Origin of the sequence: Butyrivibrio sp. WCD2001, assembly GCF_000424485.1 — a bacterium.
Taxonomy (GTDB): Bacteria; Bacillota; Clostridia; order Lachnospirales; family Lachnospiraceae; genus Butyrivibrio.
On record NZ_KE384200.1, the window covers coordinates 416,273 to 438,634 of the forward strand.

General features: G+C 45.6%; 19 protein-coding genes. All 19 read left to right on the forward strand.

The genetic code is table 11. The features are described 5' to 3' along the window. The first annotated feature begins 9 nt into the window (after nucleotides 1-9). On the forward strand, nucleotides 10-795 hold the full coding sequence (locus G630_RS0119730) for a histidine phosphatase family protein (RefSeq protein ID WP_026499560.1): 786 nt from the start codon (nucleotides 10-12) through the stop codon (nucleotides 793-795). A 103-nt stretch (nucleotides 796-898) separates the two neighbouring features. Further along, the gene (pyrF, locus tag G630_RS0119735; RefSeq protein ID WP_022763055.1) at nucleotides 899-1,819 is read left to right on the forward strand and encodes an orotidine-5'-phosphate decarboxylase; all 921 of its coding nucleotides are present in this window, start codon (nucleotides 899-901) and stop codon (nucleotides 1,817-1,819) included. A gap of 135 nt (nucleotides 1,820-1,954) precedes the next feature. Further along, entirely contained in the window at nucleotides 1,955-2,647 is a 693-nt protein-coding gene (gene pyrE, locus G630_RS0119740; protein ID WP_022763054.1) for an orotate phosphoribosyltransferase, read from the forward strand. Between the two features lie 7 nt (nucleotides 2,648-2,654). After that, nucleotides 2,655-3,017, forward strand: a complete 363-nt coding sequence (locus G630_RS0119745; protein ID WP_022763053.1) for a DUF6142 family protein — start codon at nucleotides 2,655-2,657, stop codon at nucleotides 3,015-3,017. Between the two features lie 10 nt (nucleotides 3,018-3,027). Then, a complete protein-coding gene (locus tag G630_RS0119750) occupies nucleotides 3,028-5,508 on the forward strand; it encodes a hybrid sensor histidine kinase/response regulator (RefSeq protein WP_022763052.1) in 2,481 nt (826 codons plus the stop codon). Continuing rightward, nucleotides 5,505-8,189: a DegV family protein gene (locus G630_RS23095; RefSeq protein ID WP_022763051.1), complete on the forward strand. Its 2,685-nt coding sequence runs from the start codon at nucleotides 5,505-5,507 to the stop codon at nucleotides 8,187-8,189. Before G630_RS0119750 ends, G630_RS23095 begins: the two co-directional genes overlap by 4 nt. Then, nucleotides 8,182-8,937, forward strand: coding sequence for a response regulator (locus tag G630_RS0119760; protein ID WP_022763050.1), 756 nt, complete (start codon nucleotides 8,182-8,184; stop codon nucleotides 8,935-8,937). Before G630_RS23095 ends, G630_RS0119760 begins: the two co-directional genes overlap by 8 nt. A 77-nt stretch (nucleotides 8,938-9,014) precedes the next feature. Next, nucleotides 9,015-9,515, forward strand: coding sequence for a 5-(carboxyamino)imidazole ribonucleotide mutase (gene purE, locus G630_RS0119765; protein ID WP_022763049.1), 501 nt, complete (start codon nucleotides 9,015-9,017; stop codon nucleotides 9,513-9,515). A 17-nt stretch (nucleotides 9,516-9,532) separates the two neighbouring features. Then, on the forward strand, nucleotides 9,533-10,567 hold the full coding sequence (gene purM, locus G630_RS0119770) for a phosphoribosylformylglycinamidine cyclo-ligase (RefSeq protein ID WP_022763048.1): 1,035 nt from the start codon (nucleotides 9,533-9,535) through the stop codon (nucleotides 10,565-10,567). Then, complete coding sequence (gene purN / locus G630_RS0119775) at nucleotides 10,561-11,205, forward strand: phosphoribosylglycinamide formyltransferase (protein ID WP_022763047.1); 645 nt, start codon at nucleotides 10,561-10,563, stop codon at nucleotides 11,203-11,205. Before purM ends, purN begins: the two co-directional genes overlap by 7 nt. A 62-nt stretch (nucleotides 11,206-11,267) precedes the next feature. Continuing rightward, nucleotides 11,268-12,542, forward strand: a complete 1,275-nt coding sequence (gene purD / locus G630_RS0119780; RefSeq protein ID WP_022763046.1) for a phosphoribosylamine--glycine ligase — start codon at nucleotides 11,268-11,270, stop codon at nucleotides 12,540-12,542. Nucleotides 12,543-12,894: 352 nt separating this feature from the next. Beyond that, nucleotides 12,895-14,277, forward strand: a complete 1,383-nt coding sequence (locus G630_RS0119785; protein WP_026499562.1) for an SH3 domain-containing protein — start codon at nucleotides 12,895-12,897, stop codon at nucleotides 14,275-14,277. Between the two features lie 145 nt (nucleotides 14,278-14,422). Beyond that, nucleotides 14,423-14,791 carry a GntR family transcriptional regulator gene (locus tag G630_RS0119790; RefSeq protein ID WP_022763044.1) on the forward strand — a complete coding sequence of 123 codons (369 nt, stop codon included), beginning with the start codon at nucleotides 14,423-14,425 and terminating at the stop codon, nucleotides 14,789-14,791. A 104-nt stretch (nucleotides 14,792-14,895) separates the two neighbouring features. Beyond that, entirely contained in the window at nucleotides 14,896-17,457 is a 2,562-nt protein-coding gene (locus tag G630_RS0119795) for an ATP-dependent Clp protease ATP-binding subunit (protein WP_026499563.1), read from the forward strand. A 138-nt stretch (nucleotides 17,458-17,595) separates the two neighbouring features. Beyond that, a complete protein-coding gene (locus tag G630_RS0119800; RefSeq protein ID WP_026499564.1) occupies nucleotides 17,596-18,003 on the forward strand; it encodes a hypothetical protein in 408 nt (135 codons plus the stop codon). A 37-nt stretch (nucleotides 18,004-18,040) separates the two neighbouring features. Further along, nucleotides 18,041-18,580 carry a DUF2752 domain-containing protein gene (locus G630_RS0119805; protein ID WP_196805838.1) on the forward strand — a complete coding sequence of 180 codons (540 nt, stop codon included), beginning with the start codon at nucleotides 18,041-18,043 and terminating at the stop codon, nucleotides 18,578-18,580. 38 nt (nucleotides 18,581-18,618) lie between these two features. Next, nucleotides 18,619-20,010 carry a DNA repair protein RadA gene (radA, locus tag G630_RS0119810; RefSeq protein WP_026499566.1) on the forward strand — a complete coding sequence of 464 codons (1,392 nt, stop codon included), beginning with the start codon at nucleotides 18,619-18,621 and terminating at the stop codon, nucleotides 20,008-20,010. 159 nt (nucleotides 20,011-20,169) lie between these two features. Next, entirely contained in the window at nucleotides 20,170-21,366 is a 1,197-nt protein-coding gene (locus G630_RS0119815) for an ABC transporter substrate-binding protein (protein WP_026499567.1), read from the forward strand. Between the two features lie 110 nt (nucleotides 21,367-21,476). Beyond that, nucleotides 21,477-22,361, forward strand: coding sequence for a branched-chain amino acid ABC transporter permease (locus G630_RS0119820; RefSeq protein WP_022763037.1), 885 nt, complete (start codon nucleotides 21,477-21,479; stop codon nucleotides 22,359-22,361). Nucleotide 22,362 lies beyond the last annotated feature (1 nt).

Genomic DNA, 22,362 nt, shown 5'->3' on the forward strand with positions numbered 1-22,362 from the left:
AAGAAAACGATGAGAATTTTATTTTTCAGACATGGTGATCCCGACTATCAGATAGACGGGCTTACGGAAAAAGGGAAGGTTGAAGCTAAGCTTCTGGCTGCGCAAATCAAGTCCTTTCACTTGGATGATGTATATGTGTCGCCGCTTGGAAGAGCGAGGCAGACCGCGGAGTATTCACTTAAGGAATTAGGGAAAGAGGCTGCGGTTTTAGATTGGCTCAAGGAATTCCCGGCGCTGTTTGATGCAAATAAGGCGGATGAAGAAACAAGACTTGCCTTTCCAAATGAACTTCATATAAATGAAGCCACAGGAGAGTATGATAAGCGCATAGTCTGGGACATCATTCCTTCATATTATATGAATCATCCTGAATTGTTTGATGCGAAAGCGTGGAGAGATTCCGAATTCGTAAAGAGTACTGACATGCCACAGATTTATGATTATGTCATAGACAGCTTTGATAAGTTTCTTTCAGACTATGGATACGAGCGCGATGGCAGCGTTTACAAGGTTAGGGAAAACAATGACAAGGTTATCGGATTTTTCTGCCATTTCGGAATCACTTCAATTATGTTGTCACATTTGTGGGGAGTGTCACCCTTTGTCACCATGCAGTTTCTTGCGATGGCGCCGACTTCCGTAACAGAGATTGTTACAGAGGAGCGCGAAAAAGGGATAGCCATTTTCAGAACCCTGAGAATCGGTGATATCACCCACCTCACTATGGGGAATGAAGCACCTGCGTTTTCAGCAAGATTCTGTGAGCGGTTTGAGAACACAGACGAGCGCCATTAACGGTAAATACATCATACCGGATACTTAACTTATCTCCCAAAATCATGTATACTGTCGAGAGATAAAAACGCAATCTACAAGATTATTCACAAGGAGAGTTCCCATGATCAAAAACTTAATTGACGGTATCAAAAAGACTGAGGCACCAATTGTTGTAGGACTTGATCCCAAGACAGACTTCATTCCGAAGAGAATTTTGGACAAGGCTCTTAATGAAAAAGGATACACAGCGGAGGCGATAGCTGACAGCTTCTTTGAATTCAATAAAGAGATAGTTGATAGCATCTGCGATCTGGTTCCGGCCGTAAAACCGCAGGTTGCAATGTATGAGCAGTTCGGACTTCCCGGGCTCATCGCCTATAAGAAGACAATTGATTACTGTCATGAAAAGGGACTCCTTGTTATAGCTGATGTAAAGCGCGGCGATATAGGCTCAACCTCAGAATCCTACGCGCTCTCACACCTCGGAGCATCCAAAGTGGGAGATACTCTCATCAAAGGATTCGATGCTGATTTTGCAACGGTTAATCCTTACCTTGGATCAGACGGAGTTAAGCCCTTCATCAACGTCTGCAACGAGTTTGACAAGGGAATCTTCGTACTTGTAAAAACTTCAAACCCCTCAAGCGGTGAGCTTCAGGATAAAATAGCGGACGGCAAGCCCCTCTACGAGACAGTCGGAGAGCTTGTTGAAAAGTGGGGACAGGATTCTATGGACGGAAGTTACAGTAATGTCGGCGCTGTCGTAGGTGCTACTTATCCCGAGATGGGCAAGGTTCTTCGCGACATCATGCCTCACGCTTTCATCCTTGTTCCGGGCTATGGAGCACAGGGCGGAAAGGGCTCAGATCTTGTTCACTTCTTTGATAAGGATGGCCTCGGAGCAATCGTAAATTCCTCCAGAGGAATCATCGCTGCATGGAAAAACGAGAAATACGGCGATCCCGCAAAAGAAGCTGTAGGAGAGGCGGCTAGAAAAGCCGTTCTCGACATGAAGGAAGACATACAGAACGCATTAAAGTAATGACCTGCGCACTCAATAAATAAAAGAAAAATACGCATTTTATCGTTACAAATCTTTAATATTTAGTTAATTGTTTATGCTTATTTCAATGTGATACAATGCACATAGCAATACAATAAAAGGAGTATGCTCAAAATGGAGAGGTATAAGGAAGAATTTATTGAATTTATGGTGGACAGCAACGTTCTTAAGTTTGGAGAGTTCACATTAAAAAGCGGACGCAAGTCTCCGTTTTTCATGAACGCCGGTGCTTATGTTACAGGAGCTCAGCTCAAGAAGCTCGGCGAGTATTATGCAAGAGCAATACATGACAATTTCGGTCTTGAATTTGATGTATTATTCGGACCTGCTTATAAGGGAATTCCGCTTACGGTTGCAACAACTATCGCCATAAGCGAGCTCTACGGAAGAGAGATAAGATACTGTTCAAACCGCAAGGAGATCAAGGACCACGGCGATAAGGGAATTCTTCTCGGAACCAAACTCAGAGACGGGGACAGAGTTATGATCATCGAGGATGTTACCACATCAGGTAAGTCCATCGAGGAGACAGTTCCGATCATAAGAGAGCAGGCAGAGGTTGATATAGTCGGAATGATGGTTTCTCTCAACAGACAGGAGAAGGGACAGGATTCCGACAAGAGCGCACTTGAGGAGATAACAGACAGATATGGATTTGAGGCCGGTGCGATCGTTTCAATGTCAGAAGTGGTTGAACACCTCTATGGCAAGAATTTTGATGGCGAGGTTATTATAAACAAAGAGATTAAGAAGGCCATCGATGAGTATTACAAGGAGTATGGCGCAGCAGGGGTATCTGCCGGCTAACTGATATATGGAGGAGAGAAAAAAGAGGCGAAAACTTAATATTAAGCTTCCGTCGTTTGGGCGCGGCAGGTACGTGTTCACCGACAAGAAGCATCCTGAAAAAGGAGTCCTTTCAGCTGCACTGGGGCTGATTTCCGTAGCCACAATCGTGTATGCCGTCATTCTAAGCTACAGGAATGGTGGGCAGGCAGAAGCAAAATACGCGGTGGCCGTGATGTTTTGTCTGGTTTATTCAATTGCAGGTCTGGTTCTTGGCATTATGTCGAGGATGGAGAGGGATATATTCAAGCTTTTTCCGAATCTGGGGATAATACTCAATGTGCTGTCGCTCATATGGGTAGGGTTGCTGTTGTACTTTTCTGTATTGTGAGGTGCAGTTTATGGACAGAAACAAGCGGAATGAGGAAATACGCAAGAGTATACAGATCGTAATACTGCTTTGCTATAGCTTGTATTCTGTTGGCCTCGCTTTGGTATCAGTACTAAATAAATGGGAGTTTTGGGCAGTTCCGATTATCTTTATCGGAACTGTCATCTGCTGGAGTCTTTATGTGTCCGGACAGTTCGAGTATAAGTTCAGGATATATGTTTTTGCCGGTTTCGTGGCACTATCTACATTCTTTTATGGTTCCCATATTTCCGAATTTTATAATTCCACACTAATAATAGTTCTGGCGATGCTTTTGTTCTCACTTACCGAGGAAAAGCCTGCGCTCAGGATTTTATTCATGATGTATGTAATGCTCTTTGCCTATCACATGATTCTCATGGCGACCGGTATGGAGAATTTCAGTGACCTGTCTGTTTCGATACTGATTCTGGATATCCTGTCGGTTATTCTGGCTGACAGGGTGGGCGGATACATCTGTGAAATGTTCTCGATTTCCAAGAAAATGGCCGATGACCTTGAGTTGGAACTAAATGACATGAAGCAGAAGTCCGAGGACTTCATGGCGAACATTTCACACGAACTGAGAACGCCCATAAACGTTGTTACCGGTCTGTCAGGTCTTATGCTCGAAGATGAGAAGGAAGAAAAAAAGAAGGCCGATTTAAATGCAATTCAGAGTGCAGGTAAAAGACTGTTTTCAAGGATTGAGGACATCCTGGACTACACCGAGATAGATACGGGCTCGCTCCTTCTCTCCGAAGAGGAGTACCGTATTTCCTCCATAGTTAACGACATAGCGACAGAGTTTCGAACCTTCAGAAGCGGAACCTGTGAGATAGTCATTGATATGGATGTTAATCTCCCTGCGAGAATGATTGGAGACGCTGGCAGAATAAAGAGAATCATAAGACATCTCATGGTAAATGCGGCGAAATTTACTGATAAAAACGGCTGCGTAAATTTACATCTTTTTGCAAGAAAAAAGGAGTACGGAGCTAATCTGTGTATCGAAGTTACGGACACAGGTATCGGAATGACGGATGATGAGAGACTTCGAGTTATAGAGGGAATGTATCAGATAGATTCCGGACGAAGCAGAAGGGCTGAGGGTATTGGACTCGGTCTTTCAATCGTGTTCGGATTTGTAAAGCAGATGGGCGGCTTCGTGAGACTTGAGAGCGAGGTGAAAAAGGGCACCAGGGTGACTGTAAGTATACCCCAGAAGGTTGTGGACGATAAGCCCAGCGTTATCCTTGATCATCCCGAAAAACTCGAGCTTGCCTGCTATCTTAGAAACGATAAGTATAAGAGCCCTGCAGTCAGAGAGTACTACAACACGATGATAATGCATACTCTTAAAGGCTTGTCGGTTCCGATTCACAGAGCTTCCGAATTTGAGGAGCTTAAGAAGCTGTGCGCCGCAAATCAGATAACTCATGTCCTCATAGCAGAGGAAGAATATCAGGAGAACAAGGATTTCTATGAAAATATGAAGTCTGACGTTTCGGTTATTGTGTCAGTTTCGGGAGGTTACAGAATACCTGCCGGCAGCAAGGTTACCTTTATCAGAAAGCCTATTTTCAGCCATTCAATTGTAAATGCTGTTAACAGAAAGATGACCGTTTGGGAATTCGATCCCGAGACCAGTGGAAAGAAGCTTGTATTCAACGGCGTAAATGCGCTGGTTGTTGATGATGAGGAGATGAACCTGCTTGTTGCGAAGGGAATTCTCGCCGGGTACGGAATGGACGCGGATGTTGTGCTAAGCGGAATGGAAGCTGTACATCTGTGTGAGAAAAAGAGCTATGATGTCATTTTTATGGATCATATGATGCCCGAAGTTGACGGCGTTGAGGCTATGAAGATGATAAGACATAACCTTGGCCCCGACGATCACACCGCAATTATTGCGTTTACCGCAAATGCCGTGAGTGGCGTCAGAGAAATGTTCATGAAGGAGGGGTTTGATGAATTTCTTGCAAAGCCCATTGAGATATCGGAGCTTGAGAGAATCCTTAAAAAGCTGCTTCCTTCAACGATGTGGGAGTATGTCACCGTTGAGAGAGATGATGAGGAAGTGGTACAGGCAGAGGGCGGATCAGGCATTAGCAGAAGCAGTGAACTTGTTACTTTAAATACCGAACAGGGTGTAAGAATCTGCCGCGGAAGCAGCGATTTTTATGAGGAAGTACTGCTTGAATTTGCCAGGGAAGCAGACGCGATTGCCGGTGAGGCGCAGGAACTCTATGACGCGAGAGACTGGGAGAATTACAGTATAAAGCTCTCGGGACTTAAGTTGTCTTCAAGAATAATCGGCGCAGACGATCTTTCCAGAAAAGCGGGAGAGATTGAGAGGGCTGCAAAGGATAAGTGGGAGGCATATATTATTGCAAACCACGAGGATTTAAAACGACAGATAGGCGCTGTAAAAGACGATATTATTCGTGTTTACGGAGGTAATGCATCATGATTTTAAAGCGCTTGTTCAAAGCTGCAAGTGATCATAACAAGACACTTCAAGAGAGACTATTCACGGTTATTCCGGTGATCGGTCTGTTTTCCATGTTCCTCCTTATTTTTATAGGCATCTTTGTTGAGGATGACATAAAAAACACATTCATTATTTCGCTTTGCCTTATAGCATTTATAGCAATAGTTGTCATTTCCAAAAAAAAGCGCAGAGTGCAGACCGGAGCTACCATAATAGCTGTGGTGCTTGTGGTTATAATGCTTCCGGCAGCATTCATATACGGAGGCGGAATCTATGGTGGATCCCCGATATGGTTCGTATTCGGCTTTGCATATATAGGAATTACGGTTGAAGGCAGAAGAAAATATGTCCTTCTTGTAGTCGGTGCGATCATGACCGGTATCTCCTACTATATCGCTTACACATTTCCCGAAAAGGTGGCGCAGCATACGCTGGAGATGGCGCACCTTGATTCCTTTGCAAGTGTTGTGCTTGTGAGTTTCCTGATTACGATAATAGTTCTTTTCCAGAATCAGGTTTACCAATCGGAAAATGATCTTATCCAGCAGCAGAAGAAGGAAATCGAAGAACTGTCCCAGACAAGGAACAAATTCTTTTCGAATGTCAGCCACGAGCTCAGAACGCCCATAGATTCAATTCTTGGATTCAATGAGCTGATCCTTAGAAGTGCAAACAACGATGAGATAGCGGAGAACGCCGAGAATATCAAGAGCGCCAGCAGACTCATGCTATCTCTTATAAATGACGTTCTGGATATGAATAAGCTTGAATCCGGAAAAATGGAGATTGTTCCTGCGGAATATGACCTTGCCGGAATGTTGTCCGAGACAGTCAATATGGTATGGGAGAGCGCTTCGAGAAAAGGGCTTGCCCTTTACGTTGACGTGGACAAGACAATCCCCAGAAAACTTATCGGAGATGACATGAGAATAGAGCAGATTCTTATCAATCTCCTTAGCAATGCCATCAAGTTTACGAATGAAGGAAGCGTTAAGATTTCCGTAAAATGGAAACCGCTTCAGAACAAGCAGATATCTATCATCTTTTCAGTAGAAGATACAGGTATGGGTATCAAGAGAGATAACATGCCATATCTGTTTGATGAGTTCAAGAGAATAAATGTCGAGCAGACCAAGGGCATTTCAGGTACGGGACTTGGCCTTGCGATTGTAAAACAGCTGACGGAGCAGATGAACGGTGAGATACAGGTCAACAGTATCTATACAAAGGGTTCGACCTTTACCGTATCGATTCCACAGGAAATTGTTAGGGATGAGCCCATAGGTGAGATGGCGCTAGAAACTCTTAAAAAGCGCGAAATGGGGCAGTTCTACAGACAGAGCTTCGAGGCTCCCGCCTGCAGGATTCTTGTTGTCGATGACAACATGATGAACAGAATCGTCACCGTCAAACTCCTGAAGGATACCAAAATGGTTATCGACCAGGCAGAGAGCGGCGCAGAATGTCTTTCAAGATGTAATGATGCAGAATATGATTGTATTTTTATGGATATCGAGATGCCCGAGATGGACGGAGTGGAGAGTCTTCGCCAGATACGCTCTCAGATTGGTGGTCTGAACAGAGAGACGCCTGTCATTGTTCTGACAGCGCATTCGTCGGCCGATGATCAGGCGATGTACAGAGCAGCGGGCTTTGACGGCTACCTGCTAAAACCGATCTCCGGAGAAATGCTTGAAAATACACTGCTTCGCGTGCTTCCGGGAGATAAGGTTCACAGGATAACTCCCACTTATATTGATCCGGAGGATCAAAAGCTCCTTTCAACCAGAGAGAAGCTTCCGATTTTGATAACGACAGAAAGTGCTGTTGATATACCTAAAGAAATGATATCTGAGCTCAGAATTCCTATTATTCCGCTCTATATCAGGACGCAGAACGGACTGTTCCTTGACGGAGTTGAGGCTGAGACCGATGGCGTCTTGAAGTACATGAAAGAGGGCGGAGCAGATAAGCTCTTTGTGGATGTTCCGTCTATTCAGGAGTATGAGGATTTCTTTGCTTCGCATCTTTCGGATGCTGAGAATATCATCCATATCAGTATGTCGGGAAAAGCCGGTGGAGCATATCATGTGGCAAAAGAGGCTGCAGCTTCTTTTGATAAGGTCACTGTGATTGATTCCGAGAGTCTATCCAGTGGTATAGGACTTCTTGTGTTTGAGGCAATACGTCTTGCCAGGGAGGGGAAAAGCGTTCAGGATTGCGTAGAGCAGCTTAATATTATAAAGAAACGTATACACACCAGCTTCCTTATCGACAATATCGATTACCTTATCAGGATGGGAAGAATCAAAAGAAAAGTCGGAGGTTTCAGCAGACTCTTTATGCTTAAGCCGGCGGTTCTCTTCCGTGACGGCAGAGGCAGCCTGGGAAGAATGATGATGGGCTCTGTGACAAAATGCCGCAAAGCCTACATTGAGGATCAGCTGACCAAGTTTGCACCTATTGACAGAAGAAGACTGTTTATAACCCATAGCGATCTTTCATCCGCGGAGATTGAGGAGATCAAGAAATGGGTAAACAATATAATGTCCTTTGAAGAGATAATTGTTCAGAAAGAATCCGCATCCATGGCAGCTATCCATGGAAGTGCGGCCTTCGGACTTTTGTACATGCTTGGAGAAACCAGAAATAATGGCTAAGGTTTTGATTGTTGATGACGCCGAAATGAATGCTGAGCTCCTTGCAGAAATCGTAGGAATGTTTGGAGTGGATTCGATGACTGCTTCCAATGGAAAGGAAGCGGTCGATTTGGTGCGCCGCGAAACCTTTGACCTTATTTTCATGGATCATCTAATGCCGGTGATGGATGGACTTGAGGCCATGGCGATTATTAAGAAGGAAAAGCTGTGTCCCTCCACGCCTGTAGTCATGGTAACCGCAAACGATTCCGCAGCTGACGGAGATATTTATAAGGAAGCCGGTTTTTCCGAGTACCTGAAAAAACCGATACCTTCTAAGGATGTCAGAGCCATTTTTATGAAATACGGCATCATCGGATGCGATGGCGAAAAGGATGAATGGAGGAAATTTTCAAAGAAAATAAAAGGTATAGATATCGAAGGGCCGATGCAGTATTTTTTGAACGACTTTTCTTTTTATACGGAGGTTTTATACGAGTATTCAAAGAACAGCACCTTCGACTGGGCTGAAAAGATGCTCACCTTTCAGGAAGTGTCGGTACTTCTGCCCGGTGTGCGCGCTGCCAAGGACGCCGCAAGGCTGATCGGAGCAGTGCAGCTTGCAGAGCTTGCTCTATCAATGGAGAGGGATATAGAAGACGGAGACGAGAAATCTTTTCTTGAGCATTTGGGGAGCTATCGTTTATTGGAAAAAAAGCTCAAGAAAACCATTTTAAAAACGGAAAGTTTAGCGCATTCTCATAGTTGATTATACAGTACATCTTATGGTAGGATTTCCGTGGTTACGTTTTTAATTTTTTGTACCATTTTATTTGGAGGAGAGATATGGCACAAGTTGGGATCGTTATGGGCTCTGACTCGGATATGCCGGTCATGGCCAAGGCAGCAGGGGTGCTTGATGAGCTGGGAATCTCGTATGAGATGAATATTATTTCAGCACATCGTGAGCCCGAAGAGTTCTTCGAATATGCGAAGAGCGCAGAAGATAAAGGTTTTAAAGTCATCATTGCCGGAGCAGGAATGGCAGCACATCTTCCTGGTATGTGCGCCGCAATTTTTCCTATGCCTGTTATCGGAATTCCCATGCATACAACTTCATTAGGTGGAAGAGATTCGCTCTACAGTATTGTACAGATGCCTTCAGGCATTCCGGTTGCTACTGTGGCTATTAATGGCGGTGTAAATGCCGGTCTTCTTGCTGCGAAGATTCTTGCAACAAGTGATGCAGAGCTTTTGGGAAAACTTAAGGACTATTCAAAAGGCCTGAAGGAAGCGGTTGTCGCAAAGGACGCACACCTTCAGGAGGTTGGATACCAGAACTATTAATATATACGGAGGAAAACATGTCAGAGCTTAACTACAAAAACGCAGGTGTCGATATCGAAGCAGGCTACAAGTCTGTTGAGATGATTAAGGGCTATGTAAAGGAGACCATGAGACCCGAAGTCCTTGGCGGCCTTGGTGGCTTTTCAGGAGCCTTTTCCCTTGCAAACATTAAGAATATGAAGGATCCGGTACTCTTATCCGGAACCGACGGAGTTGGAACAAAGATAAAACTTGCATTTCTTCTTGATAAGCACGACACCATCGGAATCGATGCTGTTGCAATGTGTGTAAATGATGTTATCTGCGCGGGTGGTGAGCCGCTGTTCTTCCTTGATTACATCGCTTGCGGCAAGAACTATCCGGAGAAAATCGCAGCAATCGTTAAGGGTGTTGCTGAGGGCTGCAAGCAGTCTGAGTGTGCACTAATAGGCGGTGAGACAGCTGAGCATCCGGGACTTATGCCCGAGGATGAGTATGACGTGGCAGGCTTTGCAGTTGGCGTTGTAGACAGAGAGGACATGATCGACGGTAGCACCATTAAAGCCGGCGATACACTTATCGGCGTAGCTTCAAGTGGCGTTCATTCCAACGGCTTTTCACTTGTAAGAAAAGTATTTGACATGACTAAGGAGAGCCTTGAGAAGTACTACGATGAGCTCGGATGTACACTCGGCGAGGCGCTTCTTGCACCTACCAAGATTTATGTGAAGATGCTCAAGAGCATTAAAAATGCAGGCGTTAAGGTTAAGGGCTGCAGCCACATCACAGGCGGCGGTTTTTATGAAAACATCCCGAGAATGCTTCCCGATGGCTGCAAGGCAGTAGTGAAGAAGGACAGCTACGAGGTTCCCGCTATCTTCAAGCTTATGCAGAAGACAGGCAATCTTGAGGAGAAGATGATGTTCAATACCTTCAACTGCGGACTTGGAATGGTTATCGCTGTAGATCCTGCAGATGCTGACAAGACCCTTGAGGCAATCAAGGCTTCAGGCGAGAAGGCATGGATCGTTGGATCTGTAGAAGCAGGCGACAAGGGAGTGGAGATATGCTAAACATTGCAGTCCTTGTTTCCGGCGGCGGAACCAATCTTCAGGCGATAATTGATGCTGTGGAGAGCGGCAAGATTACAAATACTAAAATTGGCATGGTTTTCTCAAATAACCGAAATGCCTACGCTCTCGAGAGAGCAGCAAAGCACGGAATAAAAACCGAGGTTCTTGTTCCGAAGGAATTTGAGAACAGAGATGCTTTTAATGAAGCTTTTTACAATCTTCTGATTTCAGAGAATCCTGATCTTATCGTTCTTGCGGGCTGCCTTGTGGTGATACCCGAGAAGATCGTCAAGGCATTTAGCGGCAGGATAATCAACATCCATCCTTCGCTCATTCCGTCATTTTGCGGAACCGGTTTCTACGGTCTGAAGGTTCATGAAAAAGCGCTCGAGCGCGGCGTCAGGGTTTCAGGAGCAACGGTTCACTTTGTTGACGAAGGTACCGACACAGGCCCGATCATCCTGCAGAAACCTGTCATGATAAGACCTGACGATACAGCGAAAACTTTGCAGCAGCGCATAATGGAGCAGGCAGAATGGAAGATTCTACCCAAAGCTATCGACCTTATTGCGAACGGTAAGGTGAAGGTGGTTGACGGTAAGGTTGTTATAGAAGGTTACGACCCGGATACAATATAGTAGCCTTCCCCCTTTGGGGGAAGGTGGCACGAAGTGCCGGATGAGGGTTATAGGAGGAGAATATGAATGTATTAATAGTTGGCGGAGGCGGCCGTGAGCACGCTATAGCTGAAGCAGTTTCAAGAAGTAAACACCTTGATAAACTCTACTGTGCACCCGGTAATGCCGGAATCGCAGAACTTGCTGAGTGTGTTTCCATTTCACCCATGGAGTTCGACAAACTTGTAAGATTTGCCAAGAACATGCAGATCGACCTTACTATAGTAGGAATGGACGATCCGCTTGTTGGCGGAATCGTTGATGCTTTCGAGGCAGAGGGCCTCAGAGTATTCGGACCCAGGAAAAATGCAGCAATTCTTGAAGGAAGCAAAGCTTTTTCCAAGGACCTTATGAAGAAATATGACATCCCCACAGCTGCTTACGAGACTTTTGATGATCCGGAAAAAGCGCTTGAGTATTTACAGAGCGCAAAGTTCCCCATCGTACTTAAGGCTGACGGTCTTGCACTCGGAAAGGGCGTTCTCATCTGTGAGACAAAAGAGGATGCAGAGGCCGGTGTTCGCGAGATCATGGAGACCAAGAAGTTCGGTGATGCCGGAAACCGTATGGTTATTGAGGAATTCATGACAGGACGTGAGGTTTCAGTCCTTTCATTTGTTGACGGTAAGACAATCAAACTTATGAGTTCTGCTCAGGATCACAAGAGGGCAGGAGATGGCGACACAGGTCTTAACACAGGCGGAATGGGCAACTTTTCACCCAGCCCCTTCTATACGGAGGAGGTTGATAAGTTCTGCAAGGAACACATCTACCAGAAAACTGTTGATGCCATGAGAGAAGAGGGCAGAGAGTTCAAGGGAGTTATTTTCTTCGGACTTATGCTCACCGAGGACGGCCCCAAGGTTCTCGAGTACAACGCAAGATTCGGTGATCCCGAGGCTCAGGTTGTGCTGCCGAGATTAGAGACTGATATGATTGAGGTTTGCGAGGCAGTTATCGATGGAACTCTCGATCAGCTTGATCTTAAGTTTGAGGACAAGGCAGCAGTTTGCGTGGTTCTTGCATCCGACGGCTACCCTGTAAGCTATGAGAAGGGTAAGGAGATCACAGGCCTTGAGAACTTCAAGGGCAAGGATGGTTACTACTGCTTCCATGCCGGAACGAAGTTCGATGAGAACAGCAAAATTGTGACAAACGGCGGACGAGTTCTCGGCATAACTGCTAAGGGAGATACTCTTGCCGAGGCCAGAAAGAAAGCCTACGAAGCAACCGAGTGGGTTAACTTCGATAACAAGTACATGCGCCACGACATCGGAAAAGCCATAGACGAGGCTTGATTAGTGGGCCGCCCGCGGTATAGGTGACGTAAATTTGCGTTTTCGTCTGCGGAGTGATTTGTAAAAACTCAAAAAGAATTTATACCCCATTTCACGTTGTTCAAAGAAATCGGTATAAATTCTTTTTTTGTTTTACAAATATAACAAATGCCTTCCCCCTACGGGGGAAGGTGGCACGAAGTGCCGGATGAGGGGATTTAAATGAAACCAGCAAAATATTTCAAAAATATTACAAATAGGCTGTAAATGTAGTGGTTATGTGTTATAATGACACCAAATATTGAGTTTTTCGATATTTGAATTGAATAATTATGTGCAGGAGATCTGCACTTGTTACCGGAGGTAGAAAAGTATGTTTAGGAATAGAATTGGAAATGTGATGATTAGTGCAGCTTCCGTTCTGACGGCAGGGGCGTTGGCGCTTAGCATGCCGATATCAGCACTCGCTGCCACAGGAACCATAACCTCATCCAATGTTAAGGTCAGATCCGAGGCGAGTACGTCATCTTCACAGGTATCAAGTCTTGATTCTGGGGACAAGGTTGATATCGTTGATGAGACTACTGATTCTCAGGGATATGTATGGTACAGAATATACATTAACGATACTGAATTCGGATATGTAAGAAGTGACCTGGTTTCCAAGGAAGGAGCAACACCGAGTACTGATGCTGCAACTTCAACAGCAGCTCAGCCTGAGACTCAGGTTACAGCTGTAGATGCACAGACAGCTACAATTACTGTTGCTAGTGCAAATGTCAGAAGCGGAGCAGGTACAGGATACAGCTCAGTAGGAACAGTTAAGAACGGCGATGCAGTTACCGTAACCGGTGAGGCTACAGGAACTGACAATAATAAATGGTACCAGATACAGTTTGGAACCAGCGGAAGAACAGGTTTTGTTCGTTCAGACCTTCTTCAGATAGGTGCTCCGGCAGCAGCTGACGGAGGCGAGGCAGCTCCAGCAGATGGTGAGCAGCCTGCAGAGGGCGAAGCAGCACCTGAAGGTGCAGAAGCAGCTCCCGTAGAGGGAGAACAGCCTGTAGAGCAGCCCGCAGCAGAGCCTGCAGTTGTAGGAAACGGCGAGTTTTCACTTGCATATAAGGATGACGGAACAGGCACCGAAGTTTGGTACCTCTATGATAATGTTGAAGGAACACAGGTTAAGCTTAGCGACCTTCTTGATTATGCTAAGGCAGGACAGCAGTCCAAGGCACTTGAGGCACAGGTTAAGAAGCTCAAGGGTGCCCTTATCGGTATGGCAATTGTAATTGCTATTCTGGTTCTCGGAGTTCTTCTTCTCATCTACAAGCTTCGTGATTACATGTACTACGAAGATGAAGAGGATGAGGGAACAGCTCAGAAGAAGCACAAGTATGACGATATTCCGTCCCAGAAACCCGCTAAGAAGTTCTTTGACAGAGGTGAAACAGATCGCGGCAGCAACGGCAGAACAGTAGCTGACAGCAAGAGAACAGTAAGCCCTTCAGCTCCCAGAAAGAGCGCACCTATGGGTTCCGCAGCTTCTCTTCTTACACCCGACAGACCGTCAGGAAGAACGGCTTCTGAAGTAAAGCCGGAGCGTCCCGCACCTTCACGTGAGCGTGCAGAGCAACCTAAACCGGGACAGACCATCACTCCCAATAATAAGGGTAGAGGCTCTCGTAACTTCCTTCTTGATGATGAGGATTTCGAGTTTGAATTCCTTGATCTGGATGATGATGACAAACCCTAAATACTTAACGAGGTACTAATTACACGAAGTATTCTTTTACCGCACGGCGCGCCGTGCGGTTTTTTTGTTGTATTTAGGAAATTACTTCTATTGACTTTAAATTCCTCTTTGTTATACTAGATGTATCACAGAAAAGGAGGCGAAAATGGTAATCCAGATTGATTTTAACAGTGATGAAGCGATATATGTACAGCTGTGCAATCAGATTATTATGGGAATTGCCACGTCTCAGTTCAGGGAGGGTGAGCAGCTCCCCAGTGTGAGACAGCTTGCTGAGATGATTGGTATTAATATGCATACCGTCAATAAGGCGTATTCCATATTGCAGCAGGAGGGATTCGTCAAGATTGACAGAAGAAGAGGTGCCATCATTGCAATCGACTTGAACAAGCTTGAGGCACTGGATGAGGCGCATGACATGCTAAGCGTCGTTCTGGCGAGGGCCATGTGCAAGGGCGTCACCAGGAATGAGATTCACGAGCTCGTTGACAGCATCTACGAGCAGTATGAGTGATGAATATCTCATCAAACAATTCTAAGAAATAATACTTGAACAGGTTACCCACGGGGCATTTTTTCATAAGAGAACCCTGATACAGGTAACAGGAAGGAGTTTACTTGAATAAAGAATATACAGAGAAGGCCCAGGAAGCGCTCAAGCTCGCAAGGAAGACAGCGAGAACCTTAAAGCTCAACTATGTGGGTACCGAACATCTTCTCATAGGACTTATAAAAACCGGAGGCTGTGTGGCTTCCAGAATCCTTATCGATAACGGCATCAATGAAGATAAGATGATGGACATCATAAGGGACCTGATCGTTGAGGGCGGCAATCTGACGCTTCTTGATAAGGAGGGCTTTTCACCCAGAGCCGAGAACGTTCTGGAGGAGGCCGAGAGACAGGCGGACAGATTCCATGCAGACAGAATCGGTACAGAGCACATCCTTCTCGCACTTATTAAGGAAGGCGAGAACGTTGCAGTGCGCCTTATCGGTACCATGAATGTGTCTATCCAGAAGATATATGCGGAGACGCTGGCAGCAATGGGTGAGGACGCCAATCTGGTAAAAGAAGACCTCGGAAGGAAAAACAATTCCAAGAAAAAGGCATCAACCCTTGAGCAGTACAGCCGCGATCTTACAGCACTCGCAGCAGATAACAAGCTTGATCCCATCATCGGAAGAAATAATGAGATTCAGCGCGTGATCCAGATACTCAGCCGCAGAACCAAGAATAATCCCTGCCTTATCGGTGAGCCCGGTGTAGGAAAAACGGCAGTGGTTGAGGGACTTGCCCAGAGAATTGTGGCAGGAGATGTTCCCTTTACAGTACAGAATAAGCGTCTTCTGACACTGGATCTTTCAGGAATGATCGCAGGTTCAAAGTACAGAGGAGAATTCGAGGAGAGAATCAAGAGAGTTATTCGCGAAGTTATCGATGACGGCAACATCATCCTTTTTGTTGACGAGATGCATACACTTATCGGTGCGGGTGGTGCTGAGGGTGCTATCGACGCATCCAATATCTTAAAGCCTTCACTTGCGAGAGGCGAGATCCAGATGATCGGTGCGACCACCATCACTGAGTACCGCAAGTATGTGGAGAAGGATGCCGCTCTTGAGAGACGTTTCCAGCCCGTAAACGTCGAGGAACCCGACAGAGACGAATCTCTTGCAATCCTCAACGGAATTGTGGGCAAGTACGAAGAGCATCATCATGTGAAAATTACACCTGAAGCAATTCAGGCAGCGGTTGATCTCAGCAGCCGTTACATAAATGACAGAAACCTTCCGGATAAGGCCATCGACCTTATAGATGAGGCTTCTTCCGCAGTAAGGCTTCGCTTAACCGGAGCTCCTTCGGGCATCCGTGAGATGGAGCAGCAGATTAGGGAGATGGATTCTGAGGTTGAGAATCTTCTGGCAAAAGAGGATTTTGCAGGTGCGGGAGAAGTGCATCGCAAACAGGAAGCCCTTATCAAGAAGTACAACCGCAAGAAGAACGCTGAGAACAAGAGAGAGAAGGATTCCGACTACATCGTTACCGAGAATGACATCGCGGAAGTTGTTGCTATGTGGACCAAGATTCCGGTTAAGAAGATTGCGGAGAAGGAATCCGAGAGACTCCTCAAGCTTGAGAAAATCCTTCACGAGAGAGTCATCGGCCAGGAGGACGCAGTTGTTGCGGTTTCCAAGGCAATCAGAAGAGGCAGGGTAGGCCTTCAGGATCCCAACAGACCTATAGGTTCCTTCCTTTTCCTGGGACCCACCGGTGTAGGTAAGACAGAGCTGTCAAAGGCTCTTGCTGAGGCGATGTTCGGCGACGAGAACGCTCTTATAAGAGTTGATATGTCGGAGTACATGGAAGGTCATTCCGTATCCAAGATGATCGGTTCACCTCCGGGATATGTGGGTTATGACGAGGGCGGCCAGCTTTCAGAGAAGGTCAGACGCCATCCCTATTCCGTAATCCTCTTTGATGAGATAGAAAAGGCACACCCTGACATCTTCAATGTGCTGCTGCAGGTGCTTGACGACGGACATATAACTGACGCCAAGGGACGCAAGGTGAGCTTCAAGAATACGATCCTTATCATGACTTCAAACGTCGGAGCCCAGAGAATCGTTGAGCCCAAGAGACTTGGTTTCGACACCGCTTCCGATGAGAAGAAGGATTATGAAAACATGAAGAGCGGGGTTATGGAGGAGGTTAAACGACTTTTCAAACCCGAGTTCATAAACCGTATCGATGAGATCATGGTATTCCATCCTCTCAATGAGAAAGAAATGATGGAGATCGTTACCCTGCTTAGCAAGAATCTCTCCAAGAGATGCAAGGATCAGCTGGGCATCGACCTTGTGATGTCACAGTCTGTAAAGCAGTTCCTTGTAAAGAAGTACTCAGATGCCAAGATGGGTGCGAGACCTCTTAAGAGAGCCATTCAGTCCGTAATTGAGGACGCGATGGCAGAGGAGCTTTTGAAGGGCAAGATTAAGCGCGACAGCAAGGTTACGATCGGCCTTAAGGATGAAAAGGTAGTATTTACGCAGAAGGATGCGGAGAAGCCCGCGGCTAAGAAGGCTGCTGCAAAAAAGACTCCTGCAAAAAAGGCTCCCGCAAAGAAGACTGCAGCCCGGAAAACTCCGGCTAAGAAAACTGTCTCCAAGAAAAGCAAATGATTCATAAATATTTAATATAATTATTGATTCGGATGCTTTATAATTATATCAGTAAAAACATTTTGTACTATTACAAAGGACGTCAGCAGTTCCTCAAATGCCGCTGATGCCCGGAGTAATCAAAACAGGAGGTAGAAAATGGCTGTCGTAGAGCAGTTGCTGAGGACGGAAGCTGATGGAACCTTCAGCTTTGGTAATTATGAGTTGCCGGAGAAGAAAAAGCTCGATAACTTCGAGTATGAGGGCAATATTTTAAAGGTTAAGACCTTCAAGGACATTACCAAGCTTGAGCAGAATGAGATGTTCCTATATGAATCAGTTCCGGGAACAACGGTTACACACTTCAAGGAAAAGGAGGACGGTGTTTCTTTTGAGGTTGAAGGACCGGGAGATGCACAGATAACAGTCGGACTGGAGGAGAATACTGATTACCACATTCTTGTGGACGGTAAAAATATCGGACCGATGCAAACAGGAGTAGGAGGCAAGCTGAGCTTCAGTGTTCCGCTTGGAAACGCTCCATCAAAAGTAGAAATTCATAAATAAAATATGAAAGAGGGCTGCGATGCAGCCCTCTTTATATATGATACAAGATTGGTGTAGAATGAAGACTATGATGCACTTCAAAAACTATGGAAAGCAAGGATATTATATGCCGGGAGAAAAATTGGCACTCATTAAAAATCGCATAAAAGATGATATCCGGCATAATGGCCTTCCGATACTGGTAATTGTGTTTGCATGGTTTGCGGTCACATTGATTTTTCATCGTTTCTGCCCCATGGTGATTGTGACAGGCTTCCCATGCCCCGGGTGCGGGATGACGAGAGCACTTATCAGTTTCATCACGCTCCATCCGATAAGGGCGATGCAGTACAATCCTTCGTATCCGTTTTGGATCGTGGTGCTGATAATAGGAGCTTATCAGCGATATGTTCAGGGGAAGAGGTTTAATTCTTTGAAATATCCGCTGATAATAGTTGGATGCATAACGATAGGTGTATATGTATGGCGGCTGACGCATTCATTCCCCAGTACAGAGCCGATGGTTTATACTCACCAGAATTTTTTGGCTTTTATCAGTCCTAAGTACGATAGTGCAGTAACATCTTTTTTTCAATAAAAAATACAAATATAAAAGAAAAGGTAATGAAATAAATTATGGCAACAAAGATAAAAACAGTATTCTTCTGTCAGAGCTGCGGTTATGAGTCCGCAAAATGGATGGGGCAGTGTCCCGGCTGTAAGGAGTGGAACAGCTTCGTGGAGGAGACGATAAAACCCTCGGTGACAGGAAAAACATCCAAGAGAAACATTAGCGGTATTGCAGGAAGCGGCGAGGCGCAGAATAAGCCTATGAAACTTTCGGAGATCACTCTTAATGAAGAGGACAGATTTGATACACACATAGGTGAACTTAACAGAGTTCTCGGAGGAGGCCTGGTCAAGGGCTCCCTTACACTTGTGGGCGGCGATCCCGGAATCGGTAAATCAACCCTGCTTCTTCAGACAGCAAGGCTCCTTGCGGCTGACAAGAGAAAAGTTCTTTACATTTCGGGAGAGGAATCGCTCCAGCAGATTAAACTTCGTGCCAACAGAATTGGCGAGTTCACAGACGATATGACATTGCTGTGCGAAACAGATCTCGGAACGATCGAGGAGACCATCAGAAGGCAGAATCCGGATGTCGTCATTATCGACTCAATTCAGACGATGTTCAATGAAAACGTAAGCTCTGCTCCCGGCAGCGTATCCCAGGTAAGGGAGTCAACGGCTGTTCTTATGCGTATTGCCAAGCAGCTTGGGGTCTCGATTTTCATTGTTGGACATGTGACAAAGGAAGGAACCGTGGCAGGTCCCAGAGTCCTCGAGCACATGGTGGATACCGTGCTCTACTTCGAGGGTGACAGACATGCCTCATACAGAATATTAAGAGCTGTTAAAAACCGCTTTGGCTCCACAAACGAGATAGGTGTATTCGAGATGAGGCAGGAAGGACTTGCGGAAGTCGAGAATCCTTCGGAGTTCATGCTTGAAGGAAAGCCGGAAAATGCCAGCGGTTCAGTGGTTACCTGCTCCATCGAGGGAACAAGACCGATTCTTATAGAGATTCAGGCGCTGGTAAGTCACACCAATTTTAATTTCCCAAGGCGCCAGGCGAACGGAACCGATTACAACCGCGTGAACCTGCTTATGGCAGTTCTCGAAAAACGAGTGGGACTTGAACTCTCATCATACGATTGCTATATAAACCTCGCAGGTGGAATGAAGCTCATAGAGCCGGCACTCGACCTTTCGATGTGTATGGCAATTGTATCGAGTTTCCGCAACAGACCTATTCCGGATGACGTGATTGCCTTCGGTGAAGTCGGACTCTCTGGAGAGGTGCGCTCTGTTAATATGCCTGACATCAGAGTGTCAGAGGCAGCAAGACTGGGCTTTAAGACCTGCCTGGTTCCAAAGTCCGCAGAGGCAAAACTTAAGAGTGCTTTCAAGGATATTAAGATCATCGGAGTTTCTTCAATTCAGGAAGCGGTTGGCATGATAAGGTGATTCGTAAATCGCTGCCGGCCCAAATGGTAGTTGACATAATTACTTTAATACTGTAAAGTTTTAACTAATTACATTGTATACATGTATAAGCAACTATTAATTTGCGTAACATAGTATATGTAACATTCGTAAAAACGAGGAGGACAAATTATGAAGAAGATGAAGAGTGTGATCAGTTTACTTGCAGCATCAGCACTTCTTGCAGGAACAATTGCAGGTTGCGGCGGCAATGCAGGCGGTAACACAGCATCTACAGGAGAGGGCACAGCTACTGAGAGTTCAGCAAGCGGAGCTACTTTTAAAATCGGTTCAATCGGACCTCTTACAGGTGGTGCTGCTGCATATGGTCTTGCTGTTGTTAATTCGGTAGAACTTGCAGTAAATGAGATCAATGCTAACGGTGGTATCAACGGATATCAGGTTGAGATGAAGGGTGAGGACGACGAGCTTAACGCAGAGAAGTCCGTAAACGCTTATAACACACTTAAAGACTGGGGTATGCAGTTCCTTGTTGGTTCAACAACAAGTGCATGTTCGCTCGCAGTTAGTGAGAACACACATGAGGACAATATGTTCCAGCTTACACCTTCAGCTTCAGCTGCTGACTGCGTAGCTTATGACAATGTTTTCCGTGTATGCTTCTCAGATCCTAACCAGGGACTTGCTTCAGCACAGTACATCGGAAGCCACAAGCTTGCATCTAAGGTAGCTATCATCTACGACAGCTCAGATGTATATTCATCAGGTATCTATCAGACATTTGCACAGGAAGCTGTTAATCAGGGATTTGACGTAGTTTCTGCTGAGGCTTTCACAGCTGATTCCAAGACAGACTTCTCAGTTCAGCTTCAGAAGGCCAAGGACGCAGGCGCAGAGCTCCTGTTCCTTCCTATCTACTACACAGAGGCATCTCTCATCCTTACACAGGCTAACACAATGGGATATGCTCCCACATTCTTCGGTGTAGATGGTATGGACGGTATCCTTACTGTTGAGAACTTCGACACATCACTTGCAGAGGGGCTTATGCTTCTTACACCTTTCGCAGCTGATGCAACAGATGATCTTACAGTTAACTATGTTAAGAACTACAAGGAAAAATACGGTGAGACACCTAACCAGTTCGGCGCAGATGCTTATGATGCAGTTTACATCATTAAGCAGTGCCTTGAAGAGGCAGGTGCTACACCTGATATGAGCGTGAGCGATCTCTGCGAAGCAGTTAAGGGTAAAATCGTTACAATCACAGCTTCAGGTCTTACATCAGACACTATGACATGGGATGCAAGCGGCGAGCCTAACAAGGAGCCTAAGGCTGTTGTTATTAAGGACGGCGCTTACGTTACAGCAGAATAATAGTGTTATAAAAGATTATTTTTTGATATAATTTTCATATCGCGAGGTGGCGAGGAATGCTGTCAAAGGCATTCCTCGTTCCATATTTACAAATCTTTGTTGGAGGAAATATGAGCTTCTTGATCTATCTGATTAACGGACTTAGTCTGGGGAGTATCTATGCTATTATCGCCCTTGGCTACACTATGGTATACGGAATTGCCAAAATGCTGAATTTTGCACACGGTGATTTCATCATGGTGGGATGTTATGTCATTTTTACAATCTGTTCCACATTAAGTGGCAATACCGTCGTGGGACTTATCGCCGCAGTGATTTTGTGTACACTGCTCGGAATCACAACGGAGAAGGTGGCATACAAGCCCCTGAGAGGCGCAGCTTCTCCTCTGGCTGTTCTTATAACTGCAATTGGTGTCAGTTATTTTCTTGAAAATCTTGCTCTTCTTATTTTCGGAGCAGATATCAAATCGTTTTCATCGGTTGTTTCATGGCAGGGACTTTCCTTTGCAGGTGGTGATCTGAAAATCCAGGGAGTAACAATTATTACCATCCTTTCAAGTGTGGTAATCCTTATTGTGCTTCAGCTTTTCATCCACAAGACAAGAGAAGGTCAGGCTATGCTTGCTGTTGCCGAGGACAAAGGCGCAGCTATGCTCATGGGAATAAATGTAAATAAAACCATTTCCCTTACCTTTGCAATAGGTTCAGCTCTTGCTGCTATCGCGGGAGCACTTCTTTGCTCAGCATATCCGTCGCTTTCACCTTACCTTGGTGCGATGCCCGGAATCAAAGCCTTCGTGGCAGCGGTATTCGGCGGAATCGGATCAATTCCAGGCGCAATGATCGGAGGACTGGTGCTCGGTATAGTTGAGATTCTCAGCAGAACCTACATCTCCTCACAGCTTTCGGATGCGATTGTTTTCGGAATCCTCATTGTAGTGCTGCTCGTTAAACCTACGGGATTATTAGGTAAAAAGATTCAGGAAAAGGTGTAAC